The sequence below is a fragment of the Hymenobacter terricola genome (genome assembly GCF_017921975.2).
GTDB lineage: Bacteria > Bacteroidota > Bacteroidia > Cytophagales > Hymenobacteraceae > Hymenobacter > Hymenobacter terricola.
This window is the reverse complement of record NZ_JAGEMO020000004.1, coordinates 39691-52746: the sequence shown is the minus strand read 5'-3', so window position 1 is coordinate 52746 and position 13056 is coordinate 39691. Positions and strand designations below refer to the sequence as shown.

Here is a 13056-nt window from a genome sequence, read left to right as displayed (position 1 = left end):
CGGAGGCGACCGGTTACTTCTCCACGGTGATTTCGGGAATGCCTTCCTCGGTCAGGTCGCCGCCCGTCTCGGGGGCATTCGTGCGGTAGGTGGTGAAGCAGATTTTGCTGTTTTTGGCAAACCGGCCTTCCGGGTCGTTGATGATGACGACGTGCTCGAACGTGCCGAACTCCTTGCCCTCGTAGAGCAGCGTCTTTTTGATGCCCAGGCCGGGCTTGTTCAGCACATCGACGTAGGTGGCGCGGCCCACGCCCTTTGGCCCCGGCTTGGCAAAGAGCACCAGGGTTTCGATGTTGCCGTTGCAGGCATCGGCGCAGGCTGTGAGGGCGAGGGCGGCCGCGCTTAAAAGAAAGCAGGCCAGCAACTGGTTGTTTTTAGTGCGTGTTTTCATTGAGCCCATGAGGGATTCACTAGGACGAATTACCCGGCCCATCACGATACAAAAGGATTGTATACGGATAAGACCACAACGGGCGTAAAGTCGCTCATGTTGCGGGTTGCTACTGCCAAGCCATACTCCAAAGCGGTTGCCGCGATGAGGGCATCGCCAAGCGTCATGCGTTGCTGTTGGCGCAAAACAGTTGCCCGCTCAATAATCGGTTGGCTAACGGGCAAAACGCCGAGGAGGGTAAATATTGACTCTAAATAGAACTTGTCGGCCAAAACCAACCGGTGAAACCCGAGCGTTTCTACCTGCGAAACAGCCGAACCATAATTGGCCGGGTCTTGCACCAGCGGCCGTAAAAACGCATGCGCCGCGTCGGCCGAATAGATAAGCAGGTTGCTATCGAGCAGGTACGCCATTAGTCGCGGCCGGGCAACGGGCGGTCCTGGCGCACTTCGCATTGCCAGGCCAAGGGGTCGGCGATGCTCTGGCCGCTGCCACCACGGGCAATGACGGCCAAGTGGCGCTGCCGTTCGGTTTCCGTCAGGGCGGGCCGGATAACGTGGGCTGAAGCTAGATTTTCCTGTTTGGAAACCAAGCCATCAGTACTAATTTGTAAGCCAATAGCTTCCACCAGCCGAACAAGTTGGCGGTAGTTTTCATCGTCTGGGATAGTCAGAATGTGCGGTTGCATAGTGCCAAGATAACGGAAAGAAACGGCAAGCCGTTCAGGCAAATAGAAAAGGCCGGTTATTTAACCGGCCTTTTCCACGGCTACTTCAACTGCTTATATCGTCGAGAAATCGAACGACTGCTCCAGGAAAGCCGTCGTGAAATTCCCTTCGCGGAACTGCTCATTATCCATCAGCGCGAGGTGGAAGGGGATGGTCGTTTTCACGCCTTCCACCACGAACTCGCTCAGGGCGCGCTTCATTTTCACGATGCACTCCTCCCGGGTCTGGGCCACGGTGATGAGCTTGGCAATCATCGAATCGTAGTTGGGCGGAATCTGGTAGCCGGCATACACATGCGTATCCACGCGCACGCCGTGGCCGCCGGGGATGTGCAGCGTGGTAATGCGGCCGGGCGCGGGCCGGAAGCCGTTGCGCGGGTCCTCGGCGTTGATGCGGCACTCCATGGCGTGCATCTTCGGGAAGTAGTTTTTGCCCGAAATCGGGATGCCCGCCGCCACCTTGATTTGCTCCTTGATGAGGTCGTAGTTGATGATTTCCTCCGTCACCGGGTGCTCCACCTGGATGCGGGTGTTCATCTCCATGAAGTAGAAATCCCGGTTGGCATCCACCAGAAACTCAATCGTGCCCACGCCCTCATAGCCAATGGCCGAGGCCCCGGCAATGGCCGCCTTGCCCATTTTCTCGCGCAGCGCGTCCGTCATAAACGGCGACGGGGCCTCTTCCACCAGCTTCTGGTGGCGGCGCTGGATGCTGCAATCGCGCTCCGACAGGTGCGCGACGTGCCCGAACTGGTCGCCCACAATCTGCACCTCGATGTGGCGCGGCTCCACCACGTACTTCTCCAGGTACATGCCGTCGTTGCCGAACGCGGCCTTCGATTCCGTCCGCGCATCGTCCCAGGCTTTCTGGAATTCGTCGTCGCTGTGGATGATGCGCATGCCGCGCCCGCCGCCGCCGGCCGTGGCCTTGATGATGACGGGGTACTTGATTTTATTGGCAATCTTCCTGCCCTGCTCCACCGATTCGAGCAGGCCCACCGAGCCCGGCACCACCGGCACGCCGGCTTTAATCATGGTGGCTTTGGCCGTGGCCTTGTCGCCCATCTGGTTAATCATCTCGGGCGAGGCCCCGATGAACTTGATGCCGTTTTCGGCGCAGATGCGCGAGAACTCCGCGTTTTCCGAGAGGAAGCCGTAGCCGGGGTGAATGGCGTCGGCATTGGTGATTTCAGCCGCCGCAATCAGATTGGGCATGCTCAGGTAGGAGAGTGCCGAAGCGGGCGGGCCGATGCACACGGCCTCATCGGCAAACTTTACGTGCAGGCTTTCCTTGTCGGCAGTCGAGTACACGGCCACCGTTTTGATGCCCATTTCCTTGCAGGTGCGGATAATGCGCAGGGCGATTTCGCCCCGGTTGGCGATGAGAATTTTCTTAAACACGGTTCGTTGAGTTATGAGGTAAAAAATTATGAGTTATGAGTTATGAGTTACGAGTTGGATGAGAACTCATAATTCATAACTCATAACTCATAATTCAAACGGCGCTATTCAATCAAAAACAGCGGCTGGTCGTATTCCACGGGTGTGGCATTCTCCACCAGCGCCTTCACAAGGCGGCCGCTTTCCTCCGCCTCAATCTCGTTGAACAGCTTCATGGCTTCGATGATGCAGATAACCTGGCCTTTCTCCACCATGTCGCCCACTTGCACGAAGGCCGGCGTATCGGGGCCGCTGCTGCGGTAGAAAGTGCCAATCATGGGCGCTTTCAGGGACTTGTAGCTGGCTGCTGGTGCCTCGGCCGGAGTGGCCGGGGTGGGGGCGGCCACCGGAGTTGGTGCGGCCGCCGGGGCCGGCGCATGGGCCATGGGGGCGGCCACACTCACTACTTGTTTGGTATTAGGGTCACGCTGCACCGAAATTTTGAATTCCTCGGTTTCAATGTTGACTTTGTTCAAACCCGATTTGGCAATAAAATCGAGCAATTCCTGTATTTCTTTGGCTTTCATGGCAGCGTCCTTTTTGGGCGAATTTGACATATTCAATGAGCGGTTAGTTGAGCGCTATTAGCTGTTCACTAACGGCTATTTCACGCGCTCGACGTAGCTGTAGTCGCTGGTTTTGATACGGATTTTGGTATCCACATCAATAAACAGCGGCACCTGGATGCGGGCACCGGTTTCCACCGTGGCGGGCTTCAGGGTGTTGGTAGCGGTGTCGCCTTTCAGGCCGGGCTCGGTGTACGTCACCACCAGGTCAACAGTGGTGGGCAGCTCCGCCGTCAGCGGCTGCTCGGTTTCGGCGTGCATGAGGATGGTTACTTCCTGGCCTTCCTTCATCAGGTCGGCAAAGGGCAGCATGGCCTCGGGCAGCACCACCTGCTCGAAGGTCGCATTGTCCATGAAGTTGTAGCCGTAATCGTCTTTGTAGAGGAACTGGTGCGGACGCTGCTCCACGCGGGCCGTCTCCACTTTCACCCCGGCGTTGAAGGTATTGTCGATGGTGCGGCCGGTTTTGATGTTGCGCATTTTGGTGCGCACAAAAGCGGGGCCTTTGCCGGGCTTCACGTGTTGAAACTCGGTGATGACGTGCAGCTCGTTGTTGTAGTTCAGAACGAGGCCGTTGCGGAAGTCGGCGGTACTTGCCATGGTTGTTGTTGCTGTAAGCTACTAGCGGCTAGCCGTTGGCTTGTTGTTGTGGGTGTTTTTTGAACTGTAGGCTGAGATAAACGTGTGGATATCAGCTCTGGCATTTGAAGTACGAGGCCCTGGGGGATAAGGACCGGGACTACCAGCGAACCGCCAGTATACAGCGGCTATTTCGCCGCCACTTTATCGCCGTCGTAGGCCCATTTGAGATAAATTGAACCCCAGGTGAAGCCGCCGCCGAAAGCTGCCAGCACCAGGTTGTCGCCCTTGCGCAGCTGGCTTTCGTAATCGGTCAGGCACAGCGGAATGGTGGCGTTGGTGGTGTTGCCGTAGTGTTGAATGTTGAGCATGACCTTCTCGGGGCCCACGCCCATGCGGTTGGCGGTGGCGTCGATGATGCGCTTGTTGGCTTGGTGGGGCACCAGCCACGCCACGTCGTCGTTGCTGAGGTGGTTGCGCTCCATCACCTGGGCGGCCACGTCGGCCATGCTCTTCACCGCAAACTTAAACACCGTAGCACCTTCCTGGTAAATGAAATGCTCGCGGCGGTCAATGGTTTCGTGGGATGGCGGGCGGCGGCTACCGCCCGCTTTCTGGTGCAGGTAGGCCTCGCCGCTGCCGTCGGAGCGCAGCACTTGGTCGAGAATGCCTAAACCCTCGGTGCTGGGTTCGAGGAGCACCGCAGCAGCGCCGTCGCCAAAGAGAATGCAGTTGGCGCGGTCGGTGTAGTCTACGATGGCCGACATCTTGTCGGCCCCCACCACAATCACCTTTTTATACGTGCCCGCCTGAATGAACTGCGCTCCCGTCGCCAGCGCGTAGAGAAAGCCGGAGCAGGCCGCATTCAGGTCGTAGCTGAAGGCTTTGGTGATGCCCACGCCGTTGGAAATGATGTTGGCCGTGGCCGGAAACAGCACGTCGGGCGTCACGGTAGCGCAAATCAGCAACTCCACGTCATCGGGATTGGTGCCGGTTTTGTCAAGCAGCTGTTGCACTGCTTTTGTGCCCATTACGGACGAGCCTTGGTCGACGCCCTTCAGGATGCGGCGCTCCCGGATACCGGTGCGGGACATAATCCATTCGTCGTTGGTATCGACCAGCTTTTCAAGCTCGGCATTGGTCAGCACATAATCGGGCACATAGGCGCCCACGCCGGTAATGGCAGCAGTAATCTTCATACGGGCAAAAGTAGGCGGGGCAAGCGAGATATGGGAATCGGGGCCGGGCAAGTGTTCCTGCCAAGTCCTTAACGCACCGGCAATGAGCCGAAAAGTATCTAAAAAAAATCCGGCCGGAGCCGGAGGTTTTTCCACGGCTGGGGGCCGTGTTCAGGTCTTAAAAGTAGCTTTTATTTGGTCGACAATGCCAGAGTCGGCCATGTTGAAGCCCTGTACCAGCATATTGCCAATGGCCAGCGGCGTGCTGCGGCCGTGTCCGATGATGGCATTGTCATTAATGCCGAGGATGGGCGAGCCGCCCACGGCCTCGTAATTAAACTTGTCGAAGAACGGGTCGTGAAGGTGCTTTTCCTCCATCATCTCGTAGATGGACTCGGCCATTTTGAGCAGGATGTTGCCTGTGAAGCCGTCGCACACAATCACGTCGGCCCTGTCGTTAAACATATCGCGGCCTTCGATATTGCCCACGAAATGCAGGTGCGGGTTGGCTTTCAGCAACTGGTGCGCGGCTTGGGTGATGGGCGTGCCCTTGCCTTCTTCTTCACCCAGGTTCACGAGGCCCACTTTCGGTTCCGCAATGCCCAGCACATACTGCGCATACAAAAAGCCCAATTCGCCAAATTGCTCCAGCATCTCGGGCTTGCACTCGGCGTTGGCGCCCACGTCGAGCAGGATGCCGAAGTGGCCGGCCAGCTTGGGAACAAAGTTGGCGATGGCGGGCCGGATAACGCCGGGCACGGCCTTCACCGTGAGCATGGCGCCCACGAGCATGGCCCCGGTATTGCCAGCCGAGCAAAAAGCATCGACTGCACCCGCCAGCAACATTTTATAGCCCACAGCGATGCTGGAGTCCTGCTTCTGCTGGAACGCTTTGGCCGGGTGTTCGCCCATGTCGATAATCTGCGACGCGTGGACAAACTCCAGCGCCGCTCCAGCGGGGCCGGCGGCCTGGAGTAGGGGCCGTACGGCATCTTCCTGACCAATAAGGACGATGGTGGCCCGGCCGGCGAGTTGTTCGGCGGCCAGCAGGGCACCCGCCACGGCGGCTTGGGGGGCGAAATCGCCGCCCATCGCGTCGAGGGCTATTTTCATGAACGAGGTGTTTGGGGAAGTCAGCGGAGAGAGAAGTTACCAAAAATCCGGCTCCGCTGGCTTAAAAAAGGAGCGAAGCCGGACCGTTTGGTACCGCGAAGTAACAACCTGATGCGCTATTCGTCGTCGCCCGAGGCGTCGGCGGCGGGCGCAGCGCTCACCTTCGAGTAGTTTTTGATGGCCAGCTGGCCGTTGTGGTACAGGTCGCCGTCAACCACGTACGCCTTGTGGCGCAGGTGCAGCTCGCCCGTGTTGGGGCACAAGGTCACGGCCTTAGGAGTCAGCTTGTAGTGGGTACGACGCTTGTCGCGAACGGCGGAAGAGGTGCGGCGCTTAGGATGAGCCATGGTTGCGGAGAATTATGAGTTTTTGAATTACGGGTTAGGAGTTGGGGAAGCGACTCGGGGCGCTGACGGATTAATTCAGGTTGCGCAGGGCGGCCCAACGCGGGTCGGCCGGCTCGTCGTCATCGGGCGCATCATCGGCAGGACGGGTGCTGAAGATGAGCTTGGTGGGAGCGTCGGGGTTGTCGTCGGCTTCGTCCTGGAAGCGCGGATGCAGCTTCTTCATGGGCAGGGCGAGGCCGATATAATCGTAGAGGTGCTGGGCCAGCGGTAGGGTCTGGGTTTCGGGCGTGATTTGCAGCACGTTGTCGTCCAGCTCTTTGGCTTCATCGCCGAAGCGTACCAGCAGCTGCTCCTGAATGTCCAGCGGCTGGTCGAACTCGTCGAGGCTGCGGTCACAGGTCAGGCGCACGGTGCCGGTGATGTGAAAGTTGAGAGTCATCAACCGCTCGGTTTTCACCACCTCCACATCGGCGTGCAGCTGGCCTTCTTCCACCAAAGGTTGGTCGAATAAGGCAAAAAAGTCGGGACCCAACTCGTACTCAAAATGATGCGTTTTCAGCGTCAGTCTGGCAAGATTGAGGTCGTATTGGCTTTCTTTTTTCACGAGCGGCTTGATAGCAGGGGGCAAAAGTAGTGAAATTTCGGCTTTTTGCCAAAAAACACCTCCAACTTTCTCTGCGATAGTGTGCTCAGCGGGCTACTTCCGGGCTACCGGACCGAGCGCGGCTGGGCTTCCGTCCAGCGCTGCTTCCATATTTCACAGGCCAGATACACGGCGGCGCGAAACGATGACTCATCGGCCTTAAACTGCCCGGCGATGCCGTAAGCAGTGCCGTGGTCGGGCGAGGTACGCACCACCGGCAGGCCGGCGGTGAAGTTTACGCCGCGCTCGAAGGCCATGAGTTTGAACGGAATCAGGCCCTGGTCGTGGTAGAGCGCCAGCGTGGCGTCGAACTGCCGGAACTGTTGGGTACCGAAGTAGCCATCGGCCGGGAAGGGGCCGAAAACGAGGTGGCCGTCCTGGGCAAACTGTTGGATAACGGGCGTTATTACGTCGCCTTCTTCGCTGCCCAGCAGGCCGTTTTCGCCGGCGTGGGGGTTGAGGCCCAGGATGGCAATACGCGGCTTGAGAATGCCAAAGTCTTGCTTCAGCGACTTAAGCAACAAGGTGATTTTCGTGCGCAGCAGTTCGGGCGTGAGGCGGGCAGGCACGTCTTTGAGCGGGACGTGGCCCGTGACGGTGGCAATGCGCAAGTCCTCATCAACCAAGAACATGAGGCTCTCGGGGGCTTCGAAAAAGCTGGTCAGAAACTCGGTGTGGCCGGGGTAGCGGAAGTCGTCGGCCTGGGTGTTGTCCTTGCTGATGGGGGCCGTGACGAGGGCGTCGAGCTTGCCGGCTTTGAGGTCGCGGCTGGCAGCCAGAAGGCTCTCGCGGGCCGCCTGGCCAGTGGCGGGCGACGGCTGGCCGGGCGCGAGCACGAAGTCTTCATCCCAGCAGGTCACGGCGTTGAGGCGACCGGGAGCAATATCGGCGGCGTCGCGCAACTGACGGAAGGTGAGGTGCTCCGCGTCGGAGGCGTCGGGGAAATCCGCGAAAAGAGCTGTGGCAGTGCCGTAAATAACGGGCGTGCAGATTTTCAGCAGCCGCTCATCGAGCAGGGTTTTGTAGATGACTTCGGGGCCGATTCCGGCAAGGTCGCCCACGGAAAAGCCGAGGCGGGGGAGGTTGTGGGGCATTTTATATTATACTGAAACGTCGTGCTGCGCGGCGCGCAGCACGACGTGCTATTTAAGCAAGCTGTTTCGTTAAAAACTCATAGAGCAAGCGCACACCCATGCCGGTGCCGCCTTTGCCCCGGTAGCTTTCGGCAGCTGTCAGGTACGCGGGGCCGGCGATGTCGAGGTGAACCCAAGGGTAGCCGACGGCGAAACGCTCCAGGAATTTGCCGGCCGAGATGTGGCCGGCTTCGCCTTTGCCCAGGTTGCTGAGGTCGGCGATGTCGGACTTAATGTGGTCGGCGTACTCGTCCCAGAGGGGGAATTCCAGCAGGCGCTCGTGCACAGCATAGCCGGCTTCGGAGAGCTGCTGCATGGTGGCCGCACCGGCGGTGCCCATGGAAGCGGAGGCTTCGGTGCCGAGGGCGCGCACGGCCGCGCCGGTGAGGGTGGCGAGGTCGATGACCAGCTCGGGCTCGTATTTCCTGGCGAAGCTGAGGGCGTCGGCGAGGAGCAGGCGGCCTTCGGCATCGGTGTTTTTCACTTCGACGGTGAGGCCGCTGTGCATGGTGAGCACGTCGCCGGGGGCGAAGGCGAGGCCGCCGGGGCGGTTGTCGGTGGCGGGCACGAGGCCGATAACGTGCAGCGGAACGTGGTTTTTGGCCAGGGCGAAGATGGTGCCGGCCACGGCCGCGCCGCCGGCCATGTCGCACTTCATCATGTCCATGCTGTTGGGCGTGGGCTTGAGGCTGAGGCCGCCGGTATCGAACACCACGCCTTTGCCCACCAGCACGTAGGGCTTGGCGTTCCGGGCGTTGGCGGGCTTGTATTCGAGGATGCTGAAGGTGGGTGGCTCGGGCGAGCCAAGGTTGACGGCGAGCAGGCCGCCCATGCGCAGGGCTTCGATTTTTGCCAGGTCGAAGATGTCGGTGGTGTAGCCGGCTTCGTCGCCGGCTTCGGCGATGCGCTCGGCGAGCTGCATGGCGTTGAGCTTGTTGAGCGGCGCGTTCACGAGGTCGCGGGCCAGAAATACACCTTGCAGCAGGCCGTTGAGCTCATGGATTTGGGCCACGGTGGCGGCTTTATCGACCAGATAAACGTGAGTCAGCGTCGGGGCTTTGCGCGATTTCTCGTCGGTTTTGTAGTCAAAACGGTAAGCGCTCAGGGCCAGGCCTTCGGCCAGCAGCAGGGCCGCATTGGACGTGCTGGTGAGGTTTTGGAGGAAAACCTCACTTACTTTTTCGGTTTTCAGCAGGCCCAGCAGGGTGTGGCCGCTGCGGCGCAGGGCTTCGGCTACTTGCGCGGCAGTGGGCTTATCGGCCAGCACTACATAGTAGTGGTGGTGGCTGAAATGGTTGAGGTGGATAAGCTTCTGGTCGTCGGCCAATGCTTTTTCCACGTAGCTGGTGGCAGCGGCGGGCAAGTCTCCGGCAGCGGCCGTGGGCAGGGCCGTGGTGCCGTGGGGCAGGATGAATACCTGCGTGGATTGGGCCGGCGCGGCGGCTACGTGGGCAAGGGCGAGGGACATGAACGGGAGTAGCTGAGGTAATACGGACGCGAAGGTAGCCGAGTCCGGGCAACGGGCCGGTTTACTATTACTAATTCGTAGTTTTTTGGTAAGAGAAGAACGTCACGCTGAGCGCAGCCGAAGCATGACGTTCTATCCATAGAATAGCCTCAAAAGTACACCTTGCGCAGGGCCCACAGGCTCCAGAAAATTACCATCAGGCCCACGCCCACAAACATCCAGCGGGTGGGGATGCGCCCGGCCAGCCGGGCCGCAATGGGCGCGGCGGCCACGCCGCCCACAATCAGACCCAGCACAATTTCCCAGTGCGAAAGCCCCATGACGGCAAAAAAAGTGAAGGCGCTGGCAAACGTGACGAAGAATTCGGTAATGCTCACCGTGCCGATGACGTATTGCGGGGTGCGGCCGTTGGCAATGAGGGTACTGGTAACCAGCGGCCCCCAGCCCCCGCCGCCGAACGAATCGAGGAAGCCCCCGGCCCCGGCCAGCCAGCCCGCGTGCTTCACCTTGCGGCGCTTATCGGTTTTTTTGAAAGCCCGGGTGATGATGCGAACGCCCAGAATGAGCAGGTACACGGCCAGGATGGGCTTAATCCAGGCGGCGTACTGCTCGCCGTAGTGGGCCAGCAGCAGGGCGCCGCCCACCGAGCCGGCAATGCCCGGCAGCAGCAGCACTTTGAACAGTTTCTTGTTGACGTTGCCAAACTTGTAGTGATGGTAGCCCGATGCGCCGCTGGCAAACATTTCAGCGGTGTGAATGCTGGCACTCACGGCCGCCGGGTGCAGGCCCAAGGACATCAGGCTGATGGCCGACACCACGCCGTAGCCCATGCCCAGCACGCCGTCAATCAGCTGCGCGATAAAGCCCACGGCCACAAAGGTGTAGAACGTGGTGGAAGACTCCAGCAGGTGAACGGCCTGGGCCCAGGTGAAATAATAGGAGAGAATATTGAGCGCGATGAAGCCAGCGAAGGCGATGAGCGCGCCGGTGGCCGTGCGCCGCCAGTAGGCCGTAGCCGGCGATTCATAGGCCGGGCCGTTGGCCAGTTCGGCGGTCACGGCATTGAGGGATTTTACCTTTTGGGCGAAGTCGCCTTTGAGCCGACCGCGGATGATGGTCATCTGCTGAAGCAGGGAGTCCAACTCTTCGGGCAGGGTTTCTTCCAGCACTTCGCGCAGGCGCTTGGCCACAGTGGGCGATTTGCCATTGGTAGAAATGGCGATTTTCAGGTCGCCTTTCTGCACCACGGAGGACAGATAGAAGTCACACTCGGCCGGCGTATCGGCCACGTTGGTGAGGATGCCCAACTCGCTGGCTCCGGCCTTTATGTGGCGGTTGAGGGCGGGGTCGTCGGTGGCCACAAATATCAGGTCGTGGCCCGGCAGGTCATTGTCGTGAAACGGGCGCTCGATGAGCCGGACGCGGGTATGGCGGGCGGCCAGCTCGCGCAGGGCGGGCAGGAAAATGGTGGCTACTACCGTCACGGTCGTGGCCGGGCTGTTGCGCAGAATAGCCCCCAGCTTCTCCAGGCCCACGTTGCCGCCGCCCACCAGCAAAACCCGAAACTGCTCCAGCTTCAGAAAAACCGGAAACAGCGGGTTGGGCGTAGCATCGGAGCCAGCGGCTCCGGCCGTTGGGGAGGCCGGCAGGGGATGGTCCATGAGCGAGGTTGGCATGACAATATCGAGAGGAAATATCAATTATGAAAGTTCAGGCCGTGGGTAGTTGCTGCCACGTAGCCTTGCCGGATGACAAAATCGCCAAACCGTTCATCTTGGTTACGCCCGGCGGCATAGGCGGCCAGCAGGGGCGTGAGCTCGCGCAGAATGCCTTCTTCGTCCAGCATTTCGCGGTAGAGCTTGTTCAGACGCTCGCCGGCGTAGTTGGCCCCCAGGTACAGGTTGTAGCGGCCGGGAGCTTTGCCCACCAGGCCAATTTCGCCGAGGTAGGGGCGAGCGCAACCGTTGGGGCAGCCCGTCATCCGAATCAGAATGCCTGCTTGGGCCAGGCCGTGAGTGCGGATTACCGTTTCCAGCTTGTCAAGTAATTGAGGAAGGTAGCGCTCCGCTTCGGCAAAGGCCTGGGAGCAGGTGTTGAGGGCCACGCAGGCCAGGGAGTTCTGGCGCAATGCCGTTTGGCGGGCGGTGCCGGGCCAGGCGCCGTGCGCTTCCAGAATGGCCTGGATGCGGCTGCGATGGGTGGCCTCGATGTTGGCCAGAATCAGGTTCTGGTTGCCGGTGAGGCGGAAATCGCCGGTGTGAAAGTTGGCGATTTCGCTGAGCGCGGTTTTCAGGCCGTAGCCGGGCAGGTCGTGAATGCGGCCGCCTTCGATGAACAAGGTGAGGTGCGACAGGCCCTGGGCATCGCCCGACCAGCCAAAGGCGTCGCTGGAGCTTTCGAAGCGGTAGGAGCGGGCCGGGATGAGGTCGTAGCCCAGGCGCTGGTTCAGCTCGGCTTGAAAAACCGGCAGGCCCACGCGGTCGATGGTGTATTTGAGGCGGGAAAATTTGCGGTTTTCGCGGTTGCCCCAGTCGCGCTGAATGGTCACGACTTTCTCGCAGAGCTCCACCACTTTATCGGCGGGCACGAAGCCGATGAGGTCGGCCAGGCGCGGATAGGTTTCGGGCATGCCGAAGGTCATGCCCAGGCCGCCGCCCACGGCTACGTTGAAGCCCAGCAGCCGGCCGTTTTCCTCGATGGCGATGAGGCCGATGTCGTTGGCGAAGATGTCGACGTCGTTGTAGGGCGGGATGGCCAGCGCGATTTTGAACTTGCGCGGCAGGTAGGTTTTGCCGTAAATCGGCTCCTCGTCGGCGGCCTCGGTGGTGGTCTGCTGCTCGCCGTTCAGCCACAGCTCCCAATAGGCGGTGGTGCGCGGCGTGAGGTGGGCGCTGATGGCGGTGGCCGCCTCGTACACCTGCTGGTGCACGGCCGACTCGTGCGGATTGGGGTTGCACATCACGTTGCGGTTCACATCGCCGCAGCCCGCGATGCTGTCCAGCAGCACGTCGTTGAAGCCCTGAATGGTGCTTTTGAGGTCGCGCTTCAGCACGCCGTGCAGCTGGAACGCCTGGCGGGTGGTGAGCTTGATGGTGCCGTTGCCGTACTCGTCCGACAGCTCGGTCATGCGCTGCCACTGTGGGGCCGTGGCCGCGCCGCCGGGCACCCGCACCCGAATCATGAAGGAGAACAGCGGCTCCAGCTTCTGGCGCTTGCGCTCGCTGTCGAGGTCGCGGTCGGTCTGCTGATACGAGCCGTGGAACTTGATGAGATGGGTGTCGTCGTGGTTCAGCGCGCCGGTGATGCGGTTGCCCAGGCTCTCGACGATGCTGCCGCGCAGGTAGTTGCTGGCGTCCTTGACGACTTCTACTTCGGATGGTTTGGAGGACATGATATGGAATTTGTAAAGGCTGCGCGGCTAGGTAACCTCACCCCCTGCCCCCCTCTCCCGCGGAGAGGGGGCACTGGTTA

Annotated in this window: 14 protein-coding genes; all 14 read right to left on the bottom strand. The window is 60.3% G+C overall.

Annotated elements, in window-relative coordinates; genetic code table 11:
* Positions 1–13 precede the first annotated feature (13 nt).
* The 14 genes from J4G38_RS05295 to J4G38_RS05225 all read right to left on the bottom strand — a co-directional run bounded on the left by J4G38_RS05295 (position 14) and on the right by J4G38_RS05225 (position 12976).
* Positions 14–391, bottom strand: coding sequence for a hypothetical protein (locus J4G38_RS05295; protein WP_210516272.1), 378 nt, complete (start codon positions 389–391; stop codon positions 14–16).
* Positions 392–432: 41 nt separating this feature from the next.
* Positions 433–804, bottom strand: a complete 372-nt coding sequence (locus tag J4G38_RS05290; RefSeq protein ID WP_210516274.1) for a type II toxin-antitoxin system VapC family toxin — start codon at positions 802–804, stop codon at positions 433–435.
* Positions 804–1079 carry a hypothetical protein gene (locus J4G38_RS05285; RefSeq protein WP_210516276.1) on the bottom strand — a complete coding sequence of 92 codons (276 nt, stop codon included), beginning with the start codon at positions 1077–1079 and terminating at the stop codon, positions 804–806. The genes J4G38_RS05290 and J4G38_RS05285 overlap by 1 nt, the downstream gene beginning before the upstream one ends.
* A 93-nt stretch (positions 1080–1172) precedes the next feature.
* Positions 1173–2519 (bottom strand): acetyl-CoA carboxylase biotin carboxylase subunit, encoded by a 1347-nt coding sequence (accC, locus tag J4G38_RS05280; RefSeq protein WP_210516279.1) that lies wholly within the window; start codon positions 2517–2519, stop codon positions 1173–1175.
* Between the two features lie 104 nt (positions 2520–2623).
* A complete protein-coding gene (gene accB, locus J4G38_RS05275; protein ID WP_210516393.1) occupies positions 2624–3085 on the bottom strand; it encodes an acetyl-CoA carboxylase biotin carboxyl carrier protein in 462 nt (153 codons plus the stop codon).
* Between the two features lie 75 nt (positions 3086–3160).
* A complete protein-coding gene (gene efp / locus J4G38_RS05270) occupies positions 3161–3724 on the bottom strand; it encodes an elongation factor P (RefSeq protein ID WP_210516281.1) in 564 nt (187 codons plus the stop codon).
* 167 nt (positions 3725–3891) lie between these two features.
* Positions 3892–4902, bottom strand: a complete 1011-nt coding sequence (locus J4G38_RS05265; protein WP_210516283.1) for a beta-ketoacyl-ACP synthase III — start codon at positions 4900–4902, stop codon at positions 3892–3894.
* Positions 4903–5052: 150 nt separating this feature from the next.
* The gene (gene plsX / locus J4G38_RS05260; RefSeq protein WP_210516285.1) at positions 5053–5994 is read right to left on the bottom strand and encodes a phosphate acyltransferase PlsX; all 942 of its coding nucleotides are present in this window, start codon (positions 5992–5994) and stop codon (positions 5053–5055) included.
* Positions 5995–6110: 116 nt separating this feature from the next.
* Positions 6111–6341, bottom strand: coding sequence for a 50S ribosomal protein L32 (gene rpmF / locus J4G38_RS05255; RefSeq protein ID WP_210516287.1), 231 nt, complete (start codon positions 6339–6341; stop codon positions 6111–6113).
* Positions 6342–6411: 70 nt separating this feature from the next.
* On the bottom strand, positions 6412–6945 hold the full coding sequence (locus J4G38_RS05250) for a YceD family protein (protein ID WP_210516289.1): 534 nt from the start codon (positions 6943–6945) through the stop codon (positions 6412–6414).
* Positions 6946–7049: 104 nt separating this feature from the next.
* A complete protein-coding gene (gene pdxA / locus J4G38_RS05245) occupies positions 7050–8078 on the bottom strand; it encodes a 4-hydroxythreonine-4-phosphate dehydrogenase PdxA (protein ID WP_210516290.1) in 1029 nt (342 codons plus the stop codon).
* A gap of 52 nt (positions 8079–8130) precedes the next feature.
* Positions 8131–9585: a leucyl aminopeptidase family protein gene (locus J4G38_RS05240; protein ID WP_210516292.1), complete on the bottom strand. Its 1455-nt coding sequence runs from the start codon at positions 9583–9585 to the stop codon at positions 8131–8133.
* A gap of 149 nt (positions 9586–9734) precedes the next feature.
* Positions 9735–11261 (bottom strand): TSUP family transporter, encoded by a 1527-nt coding sequence (locus J4G38_RS28920; protein WP_210516294.1) that lies wholly within the window; start codon positions 11259–11261, stop codon positions 9735–9737.
* Positions 11262–11281: 20 nt separating this feature from the next.
* Complete coding sequence (locus J4G38_RS05225) at positions 11282–12976, bottom strand: NADPH-dependent assimilatory sulfite reductase hemoprotein subunit (RefSeq protein WP_210516296.1); 1695 nt, start codon at positions 12974–12976, stop codon at positions 11282–11284.
* Positions 12977–13056: the final 80 nt, after the last annotated feature.